Source organism: Coleofasciculus sp. G1-WW12-02, assembly GCF_040219735.1.
Classification (GTDB): Bacteria; Cyanobacteriota; Cyanobacteriia; order Cyanobacteriales; family Coleofasciculaceae; genus Coleofasciculus.
This window is the reverse complement of sequence record NZ_JAVJRX010000036.1, coordinates 1-24561: the sequence shown is the minus strand read 5'-3', so window position 1 is coordinate 24561 and position 24561 is coordinate 1. Positions and strand designations below refer to the sequence as shown.

Sequence of the window (24561 nt, the reverse complement as noted above, 5' to 3'; positions counted from 1 at the left end):
AGGGGCGAACCGCCGCACAGAATTAATACCACCCAGCCCTTAATTTTATCGGGTCGTTCTGCATCAGGTATCGGGAATTATCTAACACCGCATTTAGACAGGGGCGAGTCGATATAGGTTAATTCTCACACCGAACATTTGTGCAGCGACTCGCCCCTACAACCGTGATAATCCTAATAATCCCAATAATCCCAACAATCACCACCTTTGCCCGAAACCGTTGGTGAACCCTTGACACTGGCGCAAGCCGTGCGCCCAATTTAACTGTAAAATCTGCAGAATTTACGCACAAATGCCACATATAGTAAGGACACTAGACTCTCTTACCCCTACAGGTAGCGCCTTTTTAGCTGTGCCGAGCCACTACAAAGGTGATAGGCTGCCCAATACTGTGCAAAGAAAGCGACAGATGCAAGATCTGAGTCTAAGCTAGATCTAAGGTGGATTAGTTCAACTCAGATAATGATCTGTCGGTGATCATTCTGCCATGTCTAGCTCCAGAAAACCAGCCAACGCTCTCTCATCTATGAAATTCCCTTTTCATTTTATCAAAGGATTTTTCTCCCTGTTTAAGCGCGTTAACCTCTTACTCATCGTACTGATTGGAGCTGGATATTTAGGCAACTATTTCAGTCTATCCCTATTTTTTGGGGTGGACTTTTTATTTGGCAGTATCGCTGTCTTAATGGTGGTGTATTTTTATGGCGTATTTTGGGGAACTTTAGCCGCCCTGATTGCCAGCAGTTACACCTACACTCTTTGGGGACATCCCTACGCCATTATTATTTTAACCGGGGAAGCCCTGTTTATTAGCTTGCTGTTGCACCGCAAAACAGAAAACATGCTGCTCCTAGCTGGCATCTATTGGGTGCTAATGGGTATGCCTCTAGTCGGGCTATTTTATGGTGGGGTTTTAAATGTTCCGGCGACCCAAACCTGGCTGATTATATTTAAGCAATCGGTAAATGGTATCTTTAATGCTTTAATTACAACGCTAATTGTCACAAACTTGCCATTACAAAAGTGGTTAAATATTCGACACAGATCCAAGCGACTTTCGCTTCAGCAAACAATTTTCAATCTCTTCGTTTCTTTTGTATTATTCCCGGTCTTAATTTTAACCATTTTAAACGGACGGGAAATCCTCAACAATATTGAATCAGAAATTCGTACCGAACTCAACGCCACATCTGCATCCCTTGTAGCTAACCTGAATTTCTGGTATCAGCAACATTTACATGGAGTCGAGGAACTAGCTGAGATTGCGGCTCAATCTCCAGAACAACCTTCGGAATATTTACAGCAAAGTACTGAATTGCTCAAGCGGAGTTTCTCTGATTTTATTAAAAGTTATGTCACCGATGCTAAGGGAACAATAATTGCCGCTCAGCCCCGATTGAATGAAGCGGGAGAATCAATTATCGGGTTAAATATTGCTCCATACTCCTTACTAGAGGAAACCGCCACTCGTTTACAGCCTGTTCTCTCTGATGTACATATTGATGATACTGATCCGATACCTCATGTGGGTTTAAGTGTGCCAGTCATTGTTAATAATCGATTTCGTGGTATTGCCTATGCTTCCCTAGATTTAAGCCAAATTCAGGAATTCTTGACGCTGAATATCCAAGAACGAGGATTACAGATAGCGCTGGTTGATCGTCAAAATCGCCTGATTGCCAGTACCCAGTTTAATACCCGTATCATGGAATCGTTTAATCCGCGTCAAGGCGGTGAAATTCGTCCCCTTGATGCTGATATTTTTCAGTGGTTACCTAAAGCACCCGGTACACCAATCATGGTGCGTTGGCGAAATTCCTTTCATGTTCAAGAAATCTCACTTGAACCCTATCTTCCTTGGACGTTAATTCTTAAAATTCCGACTGCCCCTTACATTGATAATTTAGAAGTACTCTACCTGCAAAACCTGGCAACAATGCTACTGATTACTGTCTTAGCATTGCTGGTTGCCGTATTATTAAGCCATCGCTTAGTTAAACCTCTATACAAGTTGGCACAGGTAACAACTAATTTACCGCAAAAACTGCTGGATAGCACTGTCTCTATTGATTGGTCTCAAAGCCGAGTCCGGGAAATTCATTCCCTGGTTAGCAACTTTAAATTAATGGCATCGGTACTGACTCAAAAATTCCAGGAAATTAAACAGGCAAAAGAAACCTTAGAACAACGGGTACAAGAACGAACCCAAAAACTCTCAGCGATTAACAGTGAACTGGCAGTTGAAATTAAAGAACGTAAACGGATAGAATCCTTATTGCGGGAACGCGAAGAACGCTATGAACTGGCAGTTTCGGGTACAAATGACGGGATTTGGGACTGGGATGTCTTGACCAATGAGGTGTATTATTCCCCTGTTTGGATGCGAATTCTTGGCTATGAGGAGAAGCCCTTGCCAAACCGCCTATCAAGCTGGTCTGATCAGGTTCATCCTGACGATTTCCAGCAGGTAGTAGAAGATATCAATTATCATTTAGCTGGAGAAACCCAGATTTATGAAAATATCCATCGGCTCAAACATCGAGATGGGCATTATCTGTGGATTGCGGCGAAGGGCAGATGTATTCGCGATCGCGACGGCAATCCCTACCGTATAGTCGGCACTATTACTGATATTACCGATAAAAAAATTGCCCAAGAACAACTCAAAGTTGCGAAAGAAGAAGCAGAAACAGCAAACCGCACTAAGAGTGATTTTCTGGCAATGATGAGTCACGAAATCCGCACACCAATGAATGCGGTAATTGGCATGACTAGCTTACTACTGGATACGCAATTAACCGCCCAGCAGGGAGAATTTGTGGATATTATCCGCAATAGTAGTGATGCCTTACTGACGATTATTAATGATATTTTGGATTTCTCTAAAATTGAGTCAGGCAATCTAGACTTAGAGGAACATCCGTTTAATTTACGTTCTTGTATTGAGGAGTCTTTAGATCTGCTATCGTCTAAGGCAAGAGAGAAAGGGATTGAGTTAGCCTATTTAATGGACGCTCAAACGCCTGAGATGATTAGGGGAGATGTGACGCGATTGCGCCAAATTTTAGTGAATTTAGTCAGTAATGCGGTTAAGTTTACTGAAACTGGAGAGGTGGTGATTTCAGTAACCCCTACTGTCGAAATGTCGGATGATCAAATCGGTTTACAATTTGCGGTGCGTGACACAGGAATTGGCATTTCCAAAACACATATTGATCGACTATTTAAACCCTTTAGCCAACTTGATGCGTCAACCACTCGTCAATATGGCGGTACAGGATTAGGACTAGCGATTAGCAAGCGACTGAGTGAACTGATGGGAGGCAGAATGTGGGTAGAAAGTCAAGAGTGTGTAGGTTCGACCTTTTATTTCACCGCGATCGCGACTCCAGTTTCCTCAGATTCAGAAACCGATAATTCTCAGCAAGTATTGAGTGATAAACGTCTGTTGATTGTAGAAGATAATGCGGCGACTCGGCAAATGTTGACCGAACAAGCCAAATCCTTTGGCATACAAGTAGAAGCTACCGCCTCGACAACAGAAGCCTTAGCCTGGTTACAACAGAGAAAACGCTTTGATATAGCGATTTTGGCATCCCAGATTCTCCAGATGGAAAATTGGAGTTTAATCACCCAAATTCGTCAGCATCCCCATTGCCAAAACTTACCCATAGTCATGCTGGGATTGATCGGGCAAGTCGAGACACAGCCTGACACCCAGTTAACAAATTCAAGCCCTGCGATCGCGGGATATTTACATAAACCGATTAAACAGTCTCAGTTGTACAATATCTTAGTCAATATTCTGACGCAGGAGGAACATTCACCCCGGAAAACTCGTTCCCATTCATCCAAATATGACCCCACTTTTGCCCAAAAATTTCCCTTGAAAATTCTCTTAGCAGAAGACAATGTGGTGAACCAAAAAGTGGCGATTAATATGCTGAAGCGATTAGGATATCGAGCAGATATTGTTGCCAATGGGTTAGAAGTCTTACAAGCGTTGCGCCGTCAACCCTACAATGTGGTACTCATGGATGTACAGATGCCAGAAATGGATGGATTAACCGCAACCCAGCAGATTTGTCAAGAATTTCCCGTATTTTCGCGTCCCCGGATTATTGCCATGACAGCTAATGCGATGCAAGGCGATCGCGAAGCCTGTTTAGCGGCGGGTATGGATGACTATATGAGTAAACCGATTCATGTTGATGTTTTAAAACAGGCATTGAGTCAATGTCAACCGCCGACAACAGAACAGCCGACGGAACAGCCTGTTATTGATCCAGACGTGATGGAAAACTTGCAAGAAATGGCAGGGGATGAACTTAGCGAAGTGATTAATTGTTACTTACAAGAAGCGCCGGAATTATTAGACTCCATTCACGATGCCCTTAAGCAAGGAGATGCTGATTTACTGTATCATACAGCTCACAGTCTCAAGTCCAGCAGTCAGGCATTAGGAGTGCAGAATCTTGCCCAGCTTTGTCAACAATTAGAAGCATTGGGACGGGCGGGTACAATAGGTGAAGCAGAACAGTTGGTTTCTTTGGCAATTACAGAGTATCAACGGGTGAAGCAGGCGCTGGAGTGAGTGCATGTCAACGAGAGTAGGTTGGGTTGAGGAACGAAACCCAACGTATCGGGAAAAGCTTGGCGGTTAGAAACCGCAGCTACACAAACTTGCACCCGCCTGCGCGGGTTCTTTGATTAAGTTGATTTTATGTAGGGTGGGCAAGATTTATAAACCTTGATATCCTGTGCGTCACTCCTTTCAATCATTAATTGAGGAGAAGACAGCCGGGTTTGTTGGGCGTGAATTTGTGTTTCAGGCGATAGAGGAATTTCTGACCAGTCAGCCTAGCGGTTATTTTATTATTGAAGGCGAACCCGGTATCGGTAAAAGTGCGATTCTGGCTAAATACGTGCGTGATATCTAGTTCATCTGACCACATTCTCACTATCTGGGATTTGGAACGTCGAGAGGTAATTGCTAATTTCATTGGGGAGAGTGAGTTAACCTGCTGTGCTATTGCGCCCGATGGAATAACAATTGTTGCAGGGGAAGCATCGGGACGAGTGCATTTCCTGCGCTTGGAAGGAATAATAGATGAGGTACTTATGTGCGGGCGCAAGCCTTCATCCGTGTCAACTTAAGCCCTGTTGAAAAGGAAATCGTGGAACCAAACGAAACTTTTGTCCGCTTGACAAGGAAAGAGAGAAAAACTAGGGGTGTGGAAACCCGCGCAGGCGGGTTTTGTTTGTGTAGCTGTGGTTTCAACCGCCCAGTTAACTTAATTCATTTAGATTCATCATGTCTCAAACCCCAATCATCACCCTATTAAGCGACTTTGGCATTAACGATGTCTACGTGGGAGTCATGAAAGGCGTCATCGCCCAAATTAACCCAGCCCTGACGATCATCGATCTCACCCACGAGATACCTCGGCAAAACATCGCCGCCGCCCGATTTAATCTGATGAACGCTTATCCCTATTTTCCCGATCGCACCATTCATGTGGCGGTGGTTGATCCCGGTGTAGGCAGCCAGCGCCGTGCGATCGCGCTACAAGTGGATAATGCTTTCCTAGTCGGACCTGATAATGGATTATTTAGCGGTATCTTAACCAAAAGTACGATTGTTTTTGCTGTTGAACTCACTAACCCAGACTTCTGGCGCACCCCCACCCCTAGTAAAACATTCCATGGTCGAGATATATTTGCCCCCGTTGGCGCACATCTTGCCAGTGGTGTTCCCTTAGACGAGTTGGGATCAGTCATCGAACCTAGCACTCTGGTACAATTGCCGATCCCGGAACTGACCAAAACCGCGACGGGGATCACGGGTTCTATCCAGTATATTGACCATTTCGGGAACCTGATCACCAATATTCCCGCCGCTGACGTGAGGGGAAAAACTTGGTCAGTCACCGTCAACCAACGCCAGATCCCCAGGGGTCAAACCTATAGCGATCGCCCCCTAGGAGAACTCATCGCCCTCATTGGGAGTCACGGTTGGGTAGAAATTGCTGTGAATGGCGGTAGCGCTCAATCCGAGTTGCAGTTAGATTTAGGGAAGAGGGTAGACGTGAGTGTCGCCACTGAAATCAAAGGTTAAATTGTATAAAGACAGAGGGTATTGGCTGGGAGATGAGGGAGGTGTGGTGTAGAGACGTTGCATGGAACGTCTCTACAGTCAGGGCTTTCCCAGCCCCCTCGTGGTATAGAGAGGAGATAAAATGGTACTACAGCAACAATGGGACTCTGAGGTTTACCAGGGTCAATTTGGCGAATTTACGATTACCGACAGCGATCGCGTAGGGGTTATTGTATACCGCAGTAGCCTGATAATCGCGGCATTGAGCTTTGCGATCGCTAGTGGGTTAGTCTTATGGGAACCGGATAATCCCACCGTTTTAACCGCCCTCACTCCCCTGTATGGCTTATTCTGTGTGGCGCTAGGCGTGAGTCTGGCAACGATTCATATCTATTTAGCCCCCCTACACCGACTCCTACAATTGTTTTGGGGGATTGGCACGATTGCGGCTGTCGTATTCGCCATCCAGAGTAGCGAACCCCTTGCCCTTTTCGTGTATAACCAACCCGTTACCCTCTTCGGGATTGGTTTTGTGTTTGTGGCGTTAACTGGGATTTATTTCAAAGAAGCATTTTGTTTTAACCGCTTTGAAACTAAGTTGCTGACTCCCTTAGTACCCGTCTTATTACTGGGACATTTAGTTAATATGTTACCCGCTACCGGGGAACAGGTGCTTTTAGGACTTTGGACGGTGCTATTTTTGGTCTTTGCGGTGCGTAAGGCAATCCAGCCGATTCCTCCTGACATTGGCGATAAGTCAGTGTTTGCCTATCTTAAAGAACAACGTGCGGCTCACTCATAACGATTAGATTAGGGGGATAATAACCGATGAGCTTGCACCGGAAAGTCGCTATTGTTACAGGAGGCGGACAAGGGATTGGCAAGGCGATCGCGAAAGCCTTCTTAGAACAGGGAATGAACGTCGCGATCGCAGAAATTGATCCAGAAGCGGGAACAGCTACAGCCGCCGAGTTTCAACCCCTTGGTTCAATTCAATTTATTCAGACGGATATTTCCAATGAAGATTCCGTCAAACAGGCGATTCAAGCCATCCACAACCAATGGGGCAGAATCGATGTCTTGGTCAATAATGCGGCAATTGCCAATCCCGAAAATCCCCCAATCACAGAACTCAGTTTAGACGATTGGAATCACAAGCTGGCGACTAATCTAACCGGGGCATTTCTTTGTGCCAAACATACTGTTCCCTATCTCAGGCAAAACCAAGGCATAATTATTAATATAGCTTCGACCCGTGCATTCATGTCTGAACCGAATACAGAAGCTTATGCGGCGGCTAAAGGCGGAATCGTCGCCTTAACTCATGCCCTCGCAATTAGCCTCGGTCCTGATATTCGAGTCAATTCCATTAGTCCGGGATGGATAGACGTCAGCGAATGGCAAAAACCCTCAACCAGACATCAACTCCAATTAACCCCCCAGGATCATCAACAACATCCAGCGGGTAGAGTGGGCAAACCAGAAGACATTGCCGCATTCGCCGTTTATTTAGCGTCTTCCCCAGCCACATTTATGACGGGTGCGAATTTTGTCATTGATGGTGGGATGACAAGAAAAATGATTTACTCCTAAAAAACGAGCGACAGTTTTCTAACCAAATTATTTAAGGCGTAATGTTTGGATAGTCCTAAAAAATGCGCCATTTTTGAGTATAAATCCAATCCTATTATAACCTTTTAATTGCCAAAAATGAGGTAGCAAAAACCGATTATCTGCGGTGCTATACATGCCCTCCAAATTTTAATAAAATAGTCATGGGAATAGTCATCATTACAAATTTCCTGATAGCCGGGATTTTTACCATCGTGCTATCCAATCAATTTTTTTCACCACTGACGCGGTTACAACTAAGTTCCCGACTTGCCTCAAAGCCTTCTACCTTTCCCTTAGAATCCATCAATGTCTTTCCACCTCCTCTAGGAGACATGATTGAAACTCGGTGTCGAGAAGCCCCAACAGGCGTTGGCATTCCCGCCTTTCAGCCAGGAATTACCAAAGAAGATGTAATGCGTCTATTAGGCGATCCCACCGGAACCGCACGGGGTTATTGGCCCAATACTCGTGCTGTATTCTATGAATTAATACCTGATCAGATCAGTTTAGGTTTTCTGTTTGACCGAAATTCTCGACGAATTCGACAAACCGAAGCCTCCTTTACGGCTGAAGTTGATTCTCAGACGGTAATATTGACATTGAATGGAATGTTAGGGTGCAAGCTTAACCAGCAAATCCAACAGGGATTAGAACAAGTGTGGCAACGTCAATCTCAGCAGTTTTCCTTTCGGCTAGATTATCTTGAAGGCGTGATTGAACGCCAACAAGAGGGACGAATCTATATCGGGATTTGGGAAGAAGATTTACATTGAAGCGAGGGAACAGGCGTGTAGGGGCGGGTTTTACAGCATTGGTGTCTACTTAAGCGCTAAAAGCAGGGGAAGCAGAGGGAGCAGGGGAAGCAGTGCTAGCTGAGAAATTGTCCACTCCCCAAAGCTAACGGTTCCCCAATCTTGGTTAAGTTAAACCCTTATGCCCTAGTCAATTCAGCAACTTGCCCTGTGTATTTTCTCCGGATGGAGTCAGCCGTCTATTGTTGAAGATATCAGCAATGAAGGCATACTACCATGGAAAAAAATGATATTGGCGTCATCCTCATCGGACTTGCGATGATTACCGCGACTCTCGTCTATTTCGACAGAGCGTCAAATTTAGAGGTCAGAATTGGCAGCCACTCTTATCTAGGGATTCAGACTAAATTAATTGTTGATCGTTAATCGCTGATTGTTACTTGATATTTACTAAACTGATGTGCATTTAAATTGGATATTACCTGTTCCCTATTCCCTTTGGGGAATTTAGGTATCCTAATCTAAATACTGAAAGCTTAGAACACTTTGCCCTAGCCGAGAACCTGATAAATTTCTTCTAACAATTGACTCATAGAATAGGAACGTCCGGGCAAAATTTTAGTCGCAACGCTTTGTAATTGCGACTCGAATTCCGTCGTTATCTGATCCGACTCAGAGACTCCAACATTGACAGAAGAATCGGGCAATCGATGATCCAGCAAAAGAATCGGGGGTCGATTCGGTAGCTGACTCAGATCCCTTAATCCTTGAACCACGCCCGAATCATTCTCGATATCTTTGATCCGAATCAGCAATACATCAACCATTTGTTGTTGAAGTTGATGGCAGACATCTGACCAACAGTGGGAGAATAGGCTTCTAAATCCAGCAGCTTGGAGATATTGAATCAATGCCCGTAGCCAAGGTGTGTAAGGTGTGACGGGATTCGTGTTGAAGGCGTGATATTTGGGACTAACTCCTTGAGTGTCGCACAGATCAAAGATAAGAATGCTAGACTTGCGACTCACTCCAGCCGCAATTTGAATCACTTGCAGGAGTGTGGTAATTTTCTGTGGGTTATCTGGTGCTAAACAGGGATAGACAGAAAGTCCCATCGCTTGATTGGCAGCTTCTGTGGTTTGATGATCCAGAGTAATCATGGGTAGATCCGCTAATGTGGGATATAACAAATAGGTTTTAAAGTAACCTGGGGGATCGTTAATCCCAGCCCCATCAAGCAAAACGATATCCGGATGCCAAACCCGCGCCAATAATTCTGCCTGTTCTAAATCATCGGCTTCCAATATGCGGTATTTCAAGTCTGAATGTTGGCAACTTAGTGCATCAGTTAACTGAGAAATTAGTTTTGACGATTCCAGGGGAACCTCGACTAACCCAGCACTCAGATAAAGCAACGTTAGTACCTGATTGGGGGAACGCTGGTGTTTACCCAAGCGAGTCAGGCTTTTCGCCAATGCTTCCCCTTGAACCGGTAAACTTAAGAAGCCATCCGCCTTATTTTTATAAGCCTGTTCTTTTTCAGCTTGGGTCGCTGTGACTAAGATAGGAATATGACAAGTTTGCGGATCAGACTTGAGCAATGTCAGTACATCCCAACCCGAAACTTGCGGGAGGAGGGGATTGAGCAAGATGATGCTTGGTTGTAAGCTACGAGCTTTTGAGAGTGCTTCTGGACCTGAGCGAGCATTGACCACCCAATAGCCTAGCTGTTTGAGCTGCACCGTCACGCTTTCTAGATAGCGGGGTACAGTTTCTACAATTAACACTAAACGATTACGATTGGAAAATGGGAAGTTTGCGTTCGCCTGTCCCCAGTCCTCAGTCTCTGCCAAATCCCTGCCAGAAGGTGGACAGGGGGGAAGGAGCAGGGTAAACTCGCTACCGTTACCGCTTTTAGATATAAACGAGATATCTCCCCCATGTAAACGAGCCAAGCGTTGGGTTAAGACTAATCCTAAACCTGTCCCCTCAAATCGACGAGTGAGCGGTTCTTCTAATTGCTGGAATTTCTGGAAAATCAAGTGCTGCTTGTCTTCGGGAATGCCAATTCCTGTGTCCCAGATGGTAAAGGCTATCCAACCATCTTGATTGTTAACCTTTAAACCCACGGTGTTTTGGCTGTCGGTAAATTTGAGCGCATTGGATAGCAGGTGCGTCAGCATTTGCCGCAGCCGCAGTTCATCGGCAATGATGGTTTCTAGTCCGGGTTCAATCTCTAAAACAAAGGAGATGTCAGGTGTTGTGCCTTCTTGGGTTTGATCTTTGTCTGAGTAGACTTGGAGCGCTTGTTTATAGGCGCGATCGCACACGCTTTGAATCTGCACTGGCTCTAAGGTCAGTTCGAGCTGACCTGTTTCCATGCGCGTTAGATCCAGAATATCATTGACCACCGCCATCAGTTGACGCCCATTCTGATAAATTAACCGAGCATAACGAGCTTGACGTTGATTGAGTTCTCCCAAGGATTGATCTTTGAGCAGAGTTGATAATCCTAAAACGGCAGTGAGTGGTGTCTTGAGTTCGTGGCTAATACAGGCTAAAAACTCATCTTTCAGGCGGTTGAGTTGGACTAAATCTGCATTTTTGGCAGTCAGTTCTTGAGCGACTTGCTGCTGCTCTGTCGTGTCTTGCGCCATGACTAACCAAAGCTGTGAATTAGGGGGATTGAGAGTATTTTCTGGGATCGGGGAGTTGGCTGTGTCTGATTGTGTAGAAACCTGCCATGGTGAGTCTTTCCATGGTGCATTTTTCCAGTTCTCCGTTGCCAATTCTGGAAACAACGATGGGGATAGAGGCATTTTTGTCAACGAAAACTGGCGATCCTGGATTGTTGTGGTTTCTCGCATTTCCCTATCCATTCGTGAGTCTTGAGGATATGGGGATGTCGCTGTAGACTCAAGTTCTGGATGTTGAGCATGGGTTGCCATGGGACGGGTGCCTTCGCCTCCACAGTCAAAACCTATCGCTCTAGGGGAGGTGAATATTGGCTGAGGTTCATAACCAACGCCCCAAGCCACTGGTTTCTCCCGATTGTTGAGTTCCATTGGGGTGGGCTTGGGATCGGCTACAGTTAATGGTTCTGTCACCTGAGGATTTGTCTGCCAATTGGCACAGTAGCGGGTTGACTCGGACTGAGGGTTATGACTGAGGACGCCTACATTAGATGGTGATTCAACCGACGTTGACTCTATCCCAGTTGGATGTTTCCAGGATAGTCCTATCTGCTGACGCCAAGCCAGATTTTCTGACAAGACTTGCCCGGTTGCAGTTTGTAAACTCAGGGGTAGTGGTAGTTGTTCGAGTAGTTGGATTAGGGGGGATTGGGGATTGGGGAACCCTTCGCGACTATCAAGGGAATGGGTTGTAGGGGCGGGTGAATGAACTTTCTTTTGGCTATTGATGGCAATGTTTGTGCTAAACCCGCCCTGACGTAGAGACGTTGCAGGCAACGTCTCTACATCCTCAGTCTGGGATTTAGGCGCTAAGAATTGCAATAATTGCCAGCTATTGAGCAGTCCCAAAAATCTGCCATTGGGTTCGACTAATGCCCATTGTCTAGAACCTTTAGGGTCGGGAATGTTGGATGTATCGAGTGGTGTGTCTAGTGTTCCCCCGTCTAAGTCAGGTAGAATAGTCCAGAATTGGCTGATTGTCAACGATGCTGGTAGAATCGCTAGGGGTTCAATTACAGAGGGTTCCAGTTCCGAGAGCGGTTGAGAGACATCTTCAGTTGCTCTTTCTCCTAGAGTTGCTGCTGACCTCCCTCCGGTTAGGAGATGGGGAATAATCTGTCGCAGATTCACGACTCCCAGGGGATATTGCTGCTCACTGACTACAACAATCGAGTCACTCCCTGATGCGTGAAAAATTTCCAGTAAGGCAGTCAGATCAGTGGTTTGTGAACAAATCGGAACCGGAGCAGCACATTCTTTTAAACTGGGAGTTGACATGGATATGACCAATCTAGCTCAAATCAAGGGAAGCGGCTGGGTCGCAGGTTATCAATGTATATTAAGTTACCCATAAGCCGAGTAGCGTCAGAAACTCTGACGCTGACCAACACAACCACAGCTCTAGTTCAATTATTGCTCTGGATGGGGGGGGGAAAGGGCAAAGTGCTTACAATTACTTACAATTCTTAGAGTATTTAACGCAATGTTAATTAAGTTTATAAAAATTTTGTTAAAATACTTTACAGTCGAGTGATTTAACTCGGCAATGGGTAAGGTTGTTTTTCAACTGTATTGTCTATTAAAGTTCTATCGTTTTGCATCCTCAACTGTCGATTGGTATTTTTGTTCGTTCCCCAGCCCTGGCGCAGTCACTGAGCCAGGTTTTAAGTGGCGATCGCTATCTGTTATCGATCGCGAACTCAGAGGCTGAGTTCCTGGAGTTCGTTGAACAAAAACAGCAGCACATCGATTGTTTAGTGCTGCAAGAAGATGAATCCTTACCACCCGTTATTAATCAGTTGTACGAACAAGGAACCCTCCTTCCTCTGGTGATTTTACCCAAAGAATCAAAAGATAACAATCCTGTTGTTGTCACAAATGGTCAGCCCAACCCGATTCAGACAACCGTTCATTTTACACCAGGGGAGGTGCATTATCTGTTTCACGCCGCTGAAGTCCGACTCGATACTATCCAACTCTCTGAGATAGAACATTTAATAGAACAGGCAATTACCCAGTTTCTTTCTCTGTCTCCGAACTGCAACTTGCCCGATCTTCTGGCTAATGCGGATCACAAAGCCGAGGAAAATCATCGGGGTTCTTTAATGAAACAGCAGTATCGGTTATCTGAGAAACTCAAAGAGCGACTGGGCTATCTCGGTGTGTACTATAAACGAAATCCTCAGTTTTTCTTTCGCTATTTACCGCAAAATGAAAGAATCAAGCTGATCGAACAACTTAAGAGGGATTATCGTCAGATTGTTTTAATGTACTTCAGTCAAGATACCACGATTAACCAGTTAATTGATAATTTTGTCAATGAAGCATTTTTTGCCGACATATCCGTTTCTAGAATTGTAGAAATTCACATGGATTTAATGGATGATTTTTCTCAACAACTCAAGCTAGAGGGTCGCAGTGAAGATATTCTCACAGACTATCGCCTAACGCTGATCGATGTGATTGCCCATTTAGGTGAAATGTATCGTCGCTCGATTCCGAGAGAGTTATAATTGAGAGAGGTAGAAATTATTGGTTTCATGGAATACAGTCTCAGGCTCCTCGTTCATGGCAACTTCACCAGGCAATGAACCATGACGCATGGAGCGTGCTTGGAGTAAAGGAGTAGCACGAACAAAAAAACAGATGCTTGTATTTCATCAAGAGTGAGAACCGCTATAATCTTGGCATTGGCAATTAGCTTACGACCCATCCAGGTGAATGGTGAACGAATTTATTTCGGGTTACTTTTAAAGTTGCAACTATCCTTCGCTGATTCCTAATGGCTAACCCTATGAGTCCCTTAAAAAAAACTTATGTCCTTAAGCTTTACGTGGCTGGGAATACTCCCCACTCAGTTACAGCATTGAAAACACTTAAAAATATCCTAGAACAGGAATTTCAAGGGGTTTACGCCCTGAAAGTAATTGATGTTCTCAAAAGTCCTCAACTTGCTGAGGAAGATAAAATTTTGGCAACTCCAACCCTAGCGAAAGTCTTACCCCCTCCAGTGCGAAAAATTATTGGGGATCTGTCCGATCGCGAAAAAGTTTTAATCGGATTGGATCTGCTTTATGAAGAAATTCGCGATGGAGAGATTGATTTTTAGGTAACGTTCAGATTTTATGGCATAATAGCGACTCCGAGATCTATTCTCAGATTACGGTGATTTTAGTTATATCTTTAAATTTGACGAAAAAATATGAGTCCATTTAATCTAGATGAGCAAAGACCCGAGGAATTTACCACAGCAGGAATCCATAAAATCCGGACGATGATTGAAGGGTTCGATGATATCAGCCATGGGGGGTTACCCGTGGGTCGAACCACACTGGTTAGTGGTACCTCTGGTACTGGCAAAACATTGTTCGCGGTTCAGTTCCTCTATAACGGGATCACTCAATTCGATGATCCGGGTGTCTTTGTTACCTTTGAAGAATCTCCCAACGATATTATTAAAAATTCCCATAGCTTAGGCTGGAATCTGCAAAAGCTAATTGATGACGGCAAACTTTTTATTCTGGACGCCTCTCCTGATCCAGAAGGACAAGAAGTTGTGGGTAACTTTGATTTATCTGCTTTAATCGAGCGGATTCAATACGCAATTCGCAAGTACAAAGCCAAGCGCGTTTCCGTTGATTCCATCACCGCCATATTTCAACAATACGATGCCGCTTCAGTTGTGCGGCGAGAAATTTTTCGCTTAGTCGCTCGCCTCAAGCAAATTGGAGTGACGACAGTCATGACTACAGAGCGCATTGAAGAATATGGACCGGTTGCGCGGTTTGGCGTGGAAGAGTTTGTCTCCGATAATGTGGTAATTATTCGCAATGTTTTGGAAGGAGAACGCCGACGCCGCACCATTGAAATTCTCAAGCTACGGGGTACAACCCACATGAAAGGGGAATATCCCTTTACCTTAACTAATCAAGGATTTAACATCTTCCCCTTAGGCGCCATGCAATTGACGCAGCGTTCGTCCAATGTGCGGGTATCATCCGGAATTAAAACCCTGGATGAAATGTGTGGCGGTGGCTTCTTTAAAGATTCCATTATCTTGGCAACGGGAGCCACAGGAACTGGAAAAACCTTATTAGTCAGTAAATTTATTCAGGACGCTTGTTTAAATGAGGAACGGGCGATACTTTTCGCCTACGAAGAATCCAGAGCGCAGCTCACGCGAAACGGTTTATCCTGGGGAATCGATTTTGAGGAAATGGAGGAAAAAGGATTATTGAAAATTCTTTGTTCTTACCCCGAATCAGCCGGATTAGAAGATCACTTGCAAATTATTCAATCCCAAATCCAGGAGTTCAAACCGTCTCGCATTGCCATTGATTCGCTTTCGGCGTTAGCGCGGGGAGTAAGCAATAATGCGTTCCGTCAGTTCGTGATTGGGGTGACTGGTTACGCCAAGCAAGAAGAAATTACGGGCTTTTTTACAAATACAACTGACCAATTTATGGGATCTAATTCGATTACAGATTCCCATATTTCTACGATTACCGATACAATTTTAATGCTGCAATACGTAGAAATTAGGGGTCAAATGTCCCGGGCAATTAATGTGTTTAAAATGCGTGGATCTTGGCACGATACCGGAATCCGGGAGTACACAATTAGCAAAGGTGGGGCAGAAATTAAGGATTCATTCCGCAATTACGAGCGAATCATCAGTGGTTCTCCGAGTCGGATTACTGTTGACGAAAAGAGTGAACTATCGCGGATTGTGCAAGGTGTGCGACAAAAGTCAACAGAATAGTTTTGTCATTTGTCATTGGTCATTTGCCGTTGCGGGAATGGTGTTCTATTGATCACTTAAATTAACTAGCGATCGCGTCCACTAACTGGTCAATTTCCTCATAGTCTGTAAAGTAATGAACACAGGCGCGAATGCAGTCGGGATCACGAAGCGTGCGAAGCAGGAAACCCTTTTGGTCCAATTGTTGGACGAGTTGGGAAGAAGGTGTGCTATTAGTTAAGACAAAGGAAACTAGACCGGCTTGGGGGGGAGAGGTCAATAAGCAACGAACCGAGTTTAACTCAGATAAACGTTGCCAAAGATACTGACTGCGCTGACAAATTTCTTCGTAGCGGCTTTGATCCGTTCCCCATTGCTGATGAGTCGCGATCGCCTCTCGAAGTCCGACGTAGAGAGGATAGGCGGAGGTAGCGACTTCAAAGCGCTCTCCATCAGGTTTCCAACCGATGGGTTTACCCGTTTTGTCTATGACAATACCACGCCAACCAATAAACGTGGGATGCAGGTGTTCTAAAACATCAGGGCGCACGTACAAACCCCCAACCCCAGCTGGTCCACACCACCATTTATGACCCGTAAATGCATAAAAGTCTACGCCAAGTTCGCTTAAATTTAAAGGTAAGGAACCGACGGATTGAGCCGCATCGACTAAAATTCTGATCGGGGCGTTTTCAGTCACTGCATCACGACAGGTTTCCACAATGTCCTTTAAGGGCAAAACTTGACCCGTATTCCAGAGGATATGACTGAGAACGACTAACCGGGTACGGGGTGTCAGGTGTTGTTGAATCACGGCGGTGGGATCACCTTGATTCAGCGTCGCCATAATTGGACAGGTGGACACCTCTACACCAAATCGCCGTCCAATCTCTTGGGCTGTCGCCACAATACCGGGATGTTCACAATCCGTGAGCAGGATGCGATCGCCAACTTGCCAGTCTATTCCCCAGAAAGCAATATTACAGCCTGCGGTCACGTTTTCGGTGAGGGTAATAGTTTCTGGAGGCGTTCTCAACTCAGACGCGATCGCGTCTCGAGTTTGCTGCGTTTGTTCCACCCGCCACTCATTGACCTTACCGGAAAACGGTCCATGATGCTGAGTATACTCATAAGCCTGTTGAATCGCGGTTAACGACCTTGAGGGGAGAGTCCCTTGACCGCCAAAGTTGAAATAAGCTTTGTTGGCTAAAGCCGGAAACTGCTGTCGATGGTGTTGCAGATGAGTTGATGCACCAGAGATGTCTGTCATCTTAATTTGCTGCTGGATACCTCGTCCATACTGTGTATGGGTTCCGGAGGAAAACCAGACCTCCTAACTAAATTTACGGAAAAGTCGGTGATGGACATAGTCTTACTACTATCCTCCCTTCTGGGAACTCCATTGGCAAGTTTTTCCTGTCCTCCTGAATGCATCATTCTAACCCCAATTTTGTCAAAACGATAAGCATATATACCGATTCATTTTTCTTTAAATCAGCCATTCTGCGTAGGAGCATTCAGTGAATTAACGGATTTTCTTTACAAAAAGTAAAGATATCCTAGTAGTTGATATATCTCTAAGAAAACTTCCTATTTTTATTGATTTTTCGCCCATTTAGTTTTTTGGATAATCTCCCCATGAGTAAGATTTTATTGATTGAGGATAGTCTCTCTCAGTTAGCATTGATGAATCTTTACCTGCGCGATAGCGATCATAGGATTATCAATCTAACCAATCCGAAAGAAGCGCTGAACAAGGCAGTATTTTATCAACCCCATGTCATTGTCACTGATTTAATAATGCCAGAAATGAATGGATTTGAGGTGTGTCGTCAGTTAAAAAAGCATCCGGATACTCAGGACATTCCTATTGTTATTTGTTCGGCTAAAAATCATGAAATTGACAGAATTTGGGGAATGAAGCAAGGGGCTACTGCTCACCTCAGTAAACCTTTTTCCCGTGATCAACTTATTCAGACCATTAATAAAGCCCGCTTAAGTTCACCGAAAAATTATCAACAGTATCGACTGCGTGAACTGATTGAGATCTATCCCTTTGAATGGGGAAACATGGCAAATGTTTGCTAACACCTCTTGGATTATGTCTTATCTGATTGCCGTATTGCCCAATCGAACGCAAGCAGAAGCGGCTTCCTCCGATAACTCTCCCCTAGGACAGAAGCGCTTCTCCGGCTCTTTGTTTAAAGTTAAGTTTAGTAAAGATTTGGGTCACTCAATTAGCTCCGAGAGCCAACAAAAAGTCGTTGGTGAATTGGGGAGTACCCCTTGATAATGAGAAGGATGAACACCTATGACAGCCACACAAACAAACAATAAACTTTATGATATCGATCAGATTCGCCAGCAGGCGCGTCAATCTATTGAAGAGGGAGCCGTTACTGAAGATTATCCCCTAGACCGCGAACAAGCTTGTCAGTTCCTCAACGAAGCGCTAGCCACAGAAATTTTATGTGTAATGCGCTACCGTCACCATCAGGTTATTGCTAAGGGAATTAACTATCCTCAAGTTGCGGCGGAGTTTGCTGAACACGCCGAGCAAGAACAAGAACATACGATGATGCTCGCCGAGCGTATTGACCAGCTTGGGGGTGATCCCGATTTTAATCCAGCGACAATCATGGAGCGCTCATCGACTGAGTACGGTAGCACGGGTGCAAATATTGAGTTGACTCAATTGATTAAAGAAGATTTAGTCGCCGAGCGGATTGCGATTGAAGTTTATCGCAAGTTAGTCGGCTTTTTTGGTCATGCTGATCCCACAACTCGTCATATAGTCGAAAGCATTCTGGAAGATGAAGAAGATCACGCCAGTGAACTTGCCGATTTGCTAGCGGCTATCGATCCCAGAACTAAACCTAGCTAATCGATTAGTTTTGTCGGGCGTGCGATCGCGTAACTTCAGGTAAAATGTATCCCGTGCTACCAAAACACAAATTGGGTGCGGGATTTTTGCCTGTCTAAAATAATATTTGTATTCAGCGTTACAGGATAACTTAAGTCAATACTCATTCTTTAGATAGAAGACATTGCGTTATAGACATTGATAATGTTAAAGTTTGAAAACTCCAAACCTCTAGGGTACCTATAGCAACATTGAGGAATGTCATCCATGACGAGCAGGGTGTCAACAGATCCAGTAACGGACTTACCAAAAAAGATGACTGGTTTTTGGAAAAAACAGCAAAATACATTTCTTGCTTCCTTAGAACGCTTGGGTTTGGCGTGGTGGCTGAAAATTGTCACAGATAACCCCCACTGCACCTACTACTTTGGACCTTTTGGCAGTGGCAAACAAGCCAAACTTTACCAATCAGGGTATATCGAGGATTTAAAAGAAGAAGGCTGTGAAATTAGAACAATTGAACTGAAGCAAGGTCAACCCAAATTACTGACCATTACTGGCAATGAACCCGCCGATAATTTTAAATCCGGTATTTTTGATTTTGTGTATAATTCAAAACGATTTTCTTAGTCCGATTTCTGAAAAATTAGTTAGGGCTTGCTGCACAACTGCAAAACCCTTATCTATCAAGGCTTTGAGTAGCATAGACATTGGATCATCTTCAAGGAAATAGGGTAAAACCCTTTCATACCCTTGCACCGCTATCAGGGAAAATGTATCATTGCTCCCCCTGCTCCCCCTGCTTCCCCCGCTCCCTTCACCCACAACTTATTCAGCAAGCCCTAGTTAAAGAGTTCTCCCACTATACAGCTAAACCCAGGCAGAAGCGGAGTTGTAAGTACATCTTGAGCAAACAATGTTACTACTAGCTTCAGCATCGCCTGTTCGCGCCGATAAACTTTAATCTCTTGCTTCTGGCGATCTAGAATCCAATATTCGTGCACTCCCTGGGTGGAATAAAGTTTGAGCTTTAACTCTAAATCCCGTTGTCTATCTTTACTCCCTTTAGATAGCACCTCAACAACCAACTCAGGCGCAGCGGTTAAGTGTCCAGACTCATCTAAGCATTCCTCTAATTGCTGATTACTTGCCCAAACTACATCAGGGATGACGCTATCGGTTGTTGAGAAGATAATACCAGGAGCGATCGCGGCTCTACCTAAACCTGTCTGACGCGACCAAGTCTGTAACTGAGCATACACATTGCCGGTAACCTCCTGATGCTTCCAATGAGGCGCTCTCGTCACAGTCAGTTCTCCATCAATGATTTCATAACGTTTTCCGTCTTCTGGAAAGAGTTCTAAATCACCAACAGTCCAGCGAACTTGTTCTGTAGTTATCATAGGCGATCGCGATGACCTAAAAACAGGTGCTGTCTCCATCTTAACTTGAATGTCACTGACTTAAGCAAAGTGTCGCCAACTCAGTACGCCAGGAAATAAATTTCCGCGTCAAAGCTCAAGTAAGAATGGAGCTGATATCACTCATGAATCCTACCATCAGGCATTGTCGCCCCCTGCAAATTTGCCCCCATTAAATTAGTAGTACTCAATTCTGCCCGTGTCAGATTAGCATTGCTCAAATTAGCCCCCATTAGGTTTGTTCTTGCCAAATATGCCTCAATCAAATCCGACTCACTCAAATTCGCTTCCCGTAAATTTGTCCGACTCAAATCCGCCCGATTCAATCGCGCAAAACTCAGATTTCCCCGACTCACTTGGGCTTTACTCAACTTTACATCTGGCATCACAGCGCCCTGTAAATTCACTCCGGTTAAATCTGCTTCAGTCAAAATCGCCCGTTCTAATCTGACATTCTTCAGAATAGTGCCGCGCAAATTCGCCCCCATCAAATTCACTTCTGTCAAAAATGCCGAACTCAAATTGGCGCCACTCAAATCTGCCCCCCGCAAATCAGCTTCCCGCAAATTTGTTTCCCTTAAATTGGCACCACTTAAGTTAACTTTCAACAAATCTGCTCCCCGTAAATCTGCCCCTTGTAAATCGACGTTCTGCAAGATTGCCCCCCGCAGCTTAGCGGTATACATACGCTTCTCTTCTCGCAAATTAGCCCCGCGCAAACACGCCCCGGTTAAATCCGCCCCACTTAAATTTGCCCCCCGCAAATCAGCATCCATTAAATTTGCATCGAGCAAACTGGCTAATGTCAGATTGGCGCTTCTTAAGTCAGCACTTTGTAAACTTGCCCCATGTAAATCGGCATTACTTAAATTAACACCACTCAGCCAAGCCTGATTTAAATTCGCGCCACTTAACCGCGTCCCCACTAAATTTGCTTTCCTTAAATTAGCGCGACTCAGGTAGGCAAAAATTAGCGTAGCGCCATGTAAATCAGCACCACTGAGAACAATACCAATTAAGTCCGCCCCAAACAAATTGACCCCACTGAGACTGACACCACTAAACTTCGTTTCTCCCGCTTCATAGCGCTGTAGGAGTTCCTTAACGTTCATAGAATAGTTTCATTGATTGCACGATCGCGCCAGCGGCTTGAGTGTTTTCATCGGAGTCCTCAAGGGCTTGTACTGTATGATAAAGCTTAGTTTCGAGTTCCTCAAGTGTGGGACAATTAGAAAACAATTCATACAACAAATCATCTAAGGGCTTGGTTTTCATTAATAACCAATCATGTTGCGTTTTCTGAACGGGGCGATAGAGTGCCGAAAAAATTAATAATTTTGCCCGCAATGGAGTCGTATATTTCATTACATTCAGACGTAAATCAAAGGGATCATAAGGGTATGTTTGTGAACTTAAATCCTGAGTGGCGTTTTGTGGGATTTCCTGACCTTTAACAAGTGGAAATTGAGGATTGGAGATTGGGGATTGGGGATTAGAAAATTCTCTCTGGTTGTCTTTATCTTCCCGTTTTCGCGTCCCCGTATTGACTTGTGGGGACAATTTTGTCGGTGGTGGCGCTGGCGGCTGCGATCGCACCGCTTTAGCTGATTTGACAGTGGTGATTTCTGAATCATCAGTATAGAGTTTTTGCAGCGCCTTTAAAATCGTTTTTGCCACGACAATATATTCCGCCTGTCGGTTGAGCGTTTGCACTTGCTGCTTGAGTGCTGCACTCAGTTTTTCGATGCTAGGGTAAGATTCTCTTAGGTCTTGAATTAAATCTGCCAAGTTCAATTGATCTAGAATCTGGGACTCTGTTTCCCACCGATTTTTGCAGACATAAACCATGAGTTTTTTGAGCCGTAGGATATTATTATCTTCTTCTAGTTCCCTGGCGATTTCTGAGACAATCCATGGCGGCTGACTTGAAGCTTTAGGCTGGGATTTTGCGGCTACGACTTGAGTTAACTCGTCGGGTTCACTATAGAGAGGTTCTAATTGATGAATAATCGTATCAGCCACTAGTAAATATTCCGCTTGGCGGTTCAACGTTTCAGCAAAGCTATAAAGCGTTGAACGAAGCTGATCTAGACTGAAATGCGAGGCGCGAAGTTGTTGGATTAAATCGGAGAATTCATACTGGTTCAGAATTGCTAGCTCGTTTTCCCACTGATTTTGGCAGGTATAAACCATTAACTTTTTAATCCGTGTTGAATTGTCGTGGGTTTCCAAATTTTTAACAATTCTATCTAAACTTAATAACCCTGGCATTAATCTGAATGATGAATTGTGAAATTATCGCTTTTATAGAGAAATAATCTGCCGCGTTTTGTTCGTGAGTCGGATGTCTTGAACATTGGTACGTTCTTAGAACTTTTAGCACACATTATTTTATTTGTCAATACTTTTATCCAAAGGGGTTTCCAACTTTACTAACTCTATGATATCAAGACTGTCATTTGTCATTCGTCATTTGTCATACTCGCTTTCATCGAGAAGCAAGCTATGTAAGTTGTCTCCCCTGCTCCCCCAGAAGGGCGGGTTTATGTAAGTTATCAGTTGTTGCCATAAGTTATCTGTAAAACCCGCCCCTATATCCCCTGCTTCCTCTGCTCCCAGACTTGCCATGGCACGTCTGGAACAGACTCCCCCATCTCCCCTAGAAATCATCCTGATCAACTGGCACACTCTAAGAAAATTATAAATACTGACCCCTTTTAGGGACAGTTTGACCCCTTATCGACGAGTCGTAATCGACTCACTCTAAATCACTATGTTATTTACTCGTCAACAACTCAAAGCCAAAAAACGCAATGCCAAACGCCTCAGTCAATTACTCCAAGAGGCTAGAAGAGAACTTGAACACAATATTATCATGTTGGAGGATACGGTTTTCGACCAAGGTAGTTGGCAACTGTCTGATATTTTACCCTCTCAAAATGCTCATTCCGTGATTGGCGAAATTCTCGCGATCGCGGATGCTTGGGAACAACTCAACCATTTTGAAATTGAGGAAAAGTTAGATCATATCGAGGGTAAATTCTATCAAAACTAAAGCATTCTGTTTAATTGACTCTATAATCAATTTATCCCACAACTTTGGGTTGTGGGATTTTGGATTAAATCTCCAATTATATTTAGCTCTTTCTCTGGTACAGGCTTTTGATGTCTAACGAATAAGTAGATCTTATAAAGAATCCATCATTATTTGCACAGACGAAGTCATCCGCATCAGCGTTTCTTGCTCACTCTCAGGTGCCGTAAGCAAAAATTCCATGTTAGAAAGTGTAGACATCATTCCATTAAGAGGCATGATCCGATCAAACCCGATAGTCATTGTTCCAGCGCTTTGCGTGGCAAAAGACTGAACCTTAAAATTCACACCGGGAGGCGCTCCAGGAAGATCCATCTGGCTCGATTCTTGAGATTGCTGTTGCATACTCATCTTTAGCGTGACCTGATCATCCTCAATATCTTCCACCTCATATAAGACTTGGATCTGATCCAATGGCAACTCGGAAACGGGTACAGCGCTAGATACTTGCCACGTTGCTCCCACTCCTACGGCTTCTTCGGGAAAAGGTACCGCTGATAATTGCTCTAAAGAACCCAACATTTGCTGTAGAAGTTGTTCGAGGTTGGGATCAAGATCCTCGGGTACAGATACGTTTACATCTTTGGTGATTCCCTGCTGATCGATCACAAAGGTAATCGTTAAATCCTGGAGGGGTTGCAGTTGCGATCGCAGAGTCCGAATCAGTTCCGGCGGAGCGGTTTTATCCGAAACCACATCCACATCAGTGTAAGTCACTTTAATCTGAGCATCCCCATTCGCCTCAACCTGAGTCACCTCTGACTCAATGGTCATCTGTATAGCAGGCATATTGATATTAGGCATCACCTGACCATCTACCGTCCCCGTCATGTCCATATTCATCGTCAGGACTGTGGTTTGCTTGGTATTGGCGGCGGGTTTAAACCGCAAAATTTGCCGGGGTTGAGCGCCTGGATCAAGTAAGACTATCGTTGATTTCGCTTCAGCCGCACTTTCGGTTGCATCGGGAAGGGTTTGGGGAGCAACTAATGGTGTTTGAGCATTGACAGAGGGAGAGGGTGGCGTTATCCCCCATCCGGCAATCAGTAACACAATAGCACTCAGGACGACTGGTTTCTTCATCAGGTTATTTTAAAATTCAGATTCTCCTTTCAATCTAGCTCACAAATGATAGCCATCTTCCGTTGACACTCCCCCGGTTGAAAACACGGGGGATTCTTCATTCATCCAGAAGCCTTAAAGTATTGACTCTCATCAATACACCAGAGGGCTAACTGTCCTGAAGCGTTTATCCAGTATTCCTGGAGAGTTCCCGTGTGACCCAC

21 protein-coding genes are annotated in these 24561 nt (G+C 44.6%); 15 read left to right on the top strand and 6 right to left on the bottom strand.

Annotation, left to right across the window (positions count from 1 at the left end; all coding sequences use genetic code 11):
* The first annotated feature begins 526 nt into the window (after positions 1-526).
* From RID09_RS05685 to RID09_RS05655, 7 genes are all read left to right on the top strand, one after another.
* Positions 527-4594, top strand: coding sequence for a response regulator (locus tag RID09_RS05685; protein ID WP_446334983.1), 4068 nt, complete (start codon positions 527-529; stop codon positions 4592-4594).
* Between the two features lie 166 nt (positions 4595-4760).
* The gene (locus tag RID09_RS05680) at positions 4761-4940 is read left to right on the top strand and encodes a hypothetical protein (RefSeq protein WP_446334982.1); all 180 of its coding nucleotides are present in this window, start codon (positions 4761-4763) and stop codon (positions 4938-4940) included.
* Entirely contained in the window at positions 4930-5157 is a 228-nt protein-coding gene (locus RID09_RS05675; protein WP_446334981.1) for a hypothetical protein, read from the top strand. The genes RID09_RS05680 and RID09_RS05675 overlap by 11 nt, the downstream gene beginning before the upstream one ends.
* 157 nt (positions 5158-5314) lie before the next feature.
* Positions 5315-6118, top strand: coding sequence for an SAM hydrolase/SAM-dependent halogenase family protein (locus tag RID09_RS05670; protein WP_446334980.1), 804 nt, complete (start codon positions 5315-5317; stop codon positions 6116-6118).
* Positions 6119-6239: 121 nt separating this feature from the next.
* Positions 6240-6899: a DUF2301 domain-containing membrane protein gene (locus RID09_RS05665; protein ID WP_446334979.1), complete on the top strand. Its 660-nt coding sequence runs from the start codon at positions 6240-6242 to the stop codon at positions 6897-6899.
* Between the two features lie 26 nt (positions 6900-6925).
* Complete coding sequence (locus RID09_RS05660; RefSeq protein ID WP_446334978.1) at positions 6926-7690, top strand: SDR family oxidoreductase; 765 nt, start codon at positions 6926-6928, stop codon at positions 7688-7690.
* Between the two features lie 182 nt (positions 7691-7872).
* Complete coding sequence (locus RID09_RS05655; RefSeq protein WP_446334977.1) at positions 7873-8484, top strand: hypothetical protein; 612 nt, start codon at positions 7873-7875, stop codon at positions 8482-8484.
* 530 nt (positions 8485-9014) lie between these two features.
* On the opposite strand, the gene RID09_RS05650 is transcribed toward RID09_RS05655, so the two are convergent.
* Positions 9015-12434 carry an ATP-binding protein gene (locus RID09_RS05650; RefSeq protein ID WP_446334976.1) on the bottom strand — a complete coding sequence of 1140 codons (3420 nt, stop codon included), beginning with the start codon at positions 12432-12434 and terminating at the stop codon, positions 9015-9017.
* Between the two features lie 317 nt (positions 12435-12751).
* Here RID09_RS05650 and RID09_RS05645 point away from each other — a divergent pair, with 317 nt between their 5' ends.
* From RID09_RS05645 to kaiC, 3 genes are all read left to right on the top strand, one after another.
* Entirely contained in the window at positions 12752-13669 is a 918-nt protein-coding gene (locus tag RID09_RS05645; RefSeq protein ID WP_446334975.1) for a circadian clock protein KaiA, read from the top strand.
* A 281-nt stretch (positions 13670-13950) separates the two neighbouring features.
* The gene (kaiB, locus tag RID09_RS05640; RefSeq protein WP_446334974.1) at positions 13951-14265 is read left to right on the top strand and encodes a circadian clock protein KaiB; all 315 of its coding nucleotides are present in this window, start codon (positions 13951-13953) and stop codon (positions 14263-14265) included.
* A gap of 93 nt (positions 14266-14358) precedes the next feature.
* Positions 14359-15918, top strand: a complete 1560-nt coding sequence (gene kaiC, locus RID09_RS05635) for a circadian clock protein KaiC (RefSeq protein WP_446334973.1) — start codon at positions 14359-14361, stop codon at positions 15916-15918.
* Positions 15919-15979: 61 nt separating this feature from the next.
* Here the strand turns inward: kaiC and RID09_RS05630 are convergent, their stop codons facing one another.
* Complete coding sequence (locus RID09_RS05630; protein ID WP_446334972.1) at positions 15980-17167, bottom strand: aminotransferase class V-fold PLP-dependent enzyme; 1188 nt, start codon at positions 17165-17167, stop codon at positions 15980-15982.
* A 368-nt stretch (positions 17168-17535) separates the two neighbouring features.
* Between RID09_RS05630 and RID09_RS05625 the strand changes: the two genes are divergently transcribed.
* The 4 genes from RID09_RS05625 (at position 17536) to RID09_RS05610 (ending at position 19390) form a co-directional block, all read left to right on the top strand.
* Complete coding sequence (locus RID09_RS05625; RefSeq protein WP_446334971.1) at positions 17536-17985, top strand: response regulator; 450 nt, start codon at positions 17536-17538, stop codon at positions 17983-17985.
* A complete protein-coding gene (locus tag RID09_RS05620) occupies positions 17975-18187 on the top strand; it encodes a hypothetical protein (RefSeq protein WP_446334970.1) in 213 nt (70 codons plus the stop codon). The genes RID09_RS05625 and RID09_RS05620 overlap by 11 nt, the downstream gene beginning before the upstream one ends.
* A gap of 21 nt (positions 18188-18208) precedes the next feature.
* Positions 18209-18781: a ferritin-like domain-containing protein gene (locus RID09_RS05615; protein WP_446334969.1), complete on the top strand. Its 573-nt coding sequence runs from the start codon at positions 18209-18211 to the stop codon at positions 18779-18781.
* A 294-nt stretch (positions 18782-19075) separates the two neighbouring features.
* Entirely contained in the window at positions 19076-19390 is a 315-nt protein-coding gene (locus tag RID09_RS05610; protein WP_446334968.1) for a DUF1816 domain-containing protein, read from the top strand.
* Between the two features lie 212 nt (positions 19391-19602).
* Here RID09_RS05610 and RID09_RS05605 read toward each other — a convergent pair whose 3' ends face one another.
* From RID09_RS05605 to RID09_RS05595, 3 genes are all read right to left on the bottom strand, one after another.
* A complete protein-coding gene (locus tag RID09_RS05605; protein ID WP_446334967.1) occupies positions 19603-20163 on the bottom strand; it encodes a Uma2 family endonuclease in 561 nt (186 codons plus the stop codon).
* 137 nt (positions 20164-20300) lie between these two features.
* Complete coding sequence (locus RID09_RS05600) at positions 20301-21293, bottom strand: pentapeptide repeat-containing protein (protein WP_446334966.1); 993 nt, start codon at positions 21291-21293, stop codon at positions 20301-20303.
* Positions 21283-22452 (bottom strand): hypothetical protein, encoded by a 1170-nt coding sequence (locus tag RID09_RS05595; protein ID WP_446334965.1) that lies wholly within the window; start codon positions 22450-22452, stop codon positions 21283-21285. Before RID09_RS05595 ends, RID09_RS05600 begins: the two co-directional genes overlap by 11 nt.
* Positions 22453-22954: 502 nt before the next feature.
* On the opposite strand from RID09_RS05595, the gene RID09_RS05590 reads away from it, so the two are divergent.
* On the top strand, positions 22955-23236 hold the full coding sequence (locus RID09_RS05590; protein ID WP_446334964.1) for a hypothetical protein: 282 nt from the start codon (positions 22955-22957) through the stop codon (positions 23234-23236).
* Between the two features lie 132 nt (positions 23237-23368).
* Here the strand turns inward: RID09_RS05590 and RID09_RS05585 are convergent, their stop codons facing one another.
* Entirely contained in the window at positions 23369-24358 is a 990-nt protein-coding gene (locus tag RID09_RS05585) for a hypothetical protein (protein WP_446334963.1), read from the bottom strand.
* Between the last annotated feature and the right edge of the window lie 203 nt (positions 24359-24561).

Coding starts and splice junctions, on each gene's coding strand:
- RID09_RS05685 (WP_446334983.1), top strand. CDS start 527: ATGAAATTCCCTTTTCATTTTATCAAAGGATTTTTCTCCCTGTTTAAG.
- RID09_RS05670 (WP_446334980.1), top strand. CDS start 5,315: ATGTCTCAAACCCCAATCATCACCCTATTAAGCGACTTTGGCATTAAC.
- RID09_RS05665 (WP_446334979.1), top strand. CDS start 6,240: ATGGTACTACAGCAACAATGGGACTCTGAGGTTTACCAGGGTCAATTT.
- RID09_RS05660 (WP_446334978.1), top strand. CDS start 6,926: ATGAGCTTGCACCGGAAAGTCGCTATTGTTACAGGAGGCGGACAAGGG.
- RID09_RS05655 (WP_446334977.1), top strand. CDS start 7,873: ATGGGAATAGTCATCATTACAAATTTCCTGATAGCCGGGATTTTTACC.
- RID09_RS05650 (WP_446334976.1), bottom strand. CDS start 12,434: ATGTCAACTCCCAGTTTAAAAGAATGTGCTGCTCCGGTTCCGATTTGT.
- kaiB (WP_446334974.1), top strand. CDS start 13,951: ATGAGTCCCTTAAAAAAAACTTATGTCCTTAAGCTTTACGTGGCTGGG.
- kaiC (WP_446334973.1), top strand. CDS start 14,359: ATGAGTCCATTTAATCTAGATGAGCAAAGACCCGAGGAATTTACCACA.
- RID09_RS05630 (WP_446334972.1), bottom strand. CDS start 17,167: ATGACAGACATCTCTGGTGCATCAACTCATCTGCAACACCATCGACAG.
- RID09_RS05625 (WP_446334971.1), top strand. CDS start 17,536: ATGAGTAAGATTTTATTGATTGAGGATAGTCTCTCTCAGTTAGCATTG.
- RID09_RS05620 (WP_446334970.1), top strand. CDS start 17,975: ATGTTTGCTAACACCTCTTGGATTATGTCTTATCTGATTGCCGTATTG.
- RID09_RS05615 (WP_446334969.1), top strand. CDS start 18,209: ATGACAGCCACACAAACAAACAATAAACTTTATGATATCGATCAGATT.
- RID09_RS05610 (WP_446334968.1), top strand. CDS start 19,076: ATGACTGGTTTTTGGAAAAAACAGCAAAATACATTTCTTGCTTCCTTA.
- RID09_RS05605 (WP_446334967.1), bottom strand. CDS start 20,163: ATGATAACTACAGAACAAGTTCGCTGGACTGTTGGTGATTTAGAACTC.
- RID09_RS05600 (WP_446334966.1), bottom strand. CDS start 21,293: ATGAACGTTAAGGAACTCCTACAGCGCTATGAAGCGGGAGAAACGAAG.
- RID09_RS05595 (WP_446334965.1), bottom strand. CDS start 22,452: ATGCCAGGGTTATTAAGTTTAGATAGAATTGTTAAAAATTTGGAAACC.
- RID09_RS05590 (WP_446334964.1), top strand. CDS start 22,955: ATGTTATTTACTCGTCAACAACTCAAAGCCAAAAAACGCAATGCCAAA.
- RID09_RS05585 (WP_446334963.1), bottom strand. CDS start 24,358: ATGAAGAAACCAGTCGTCCTGAGTGCTATTGTGTTACTGATTGCCGGA.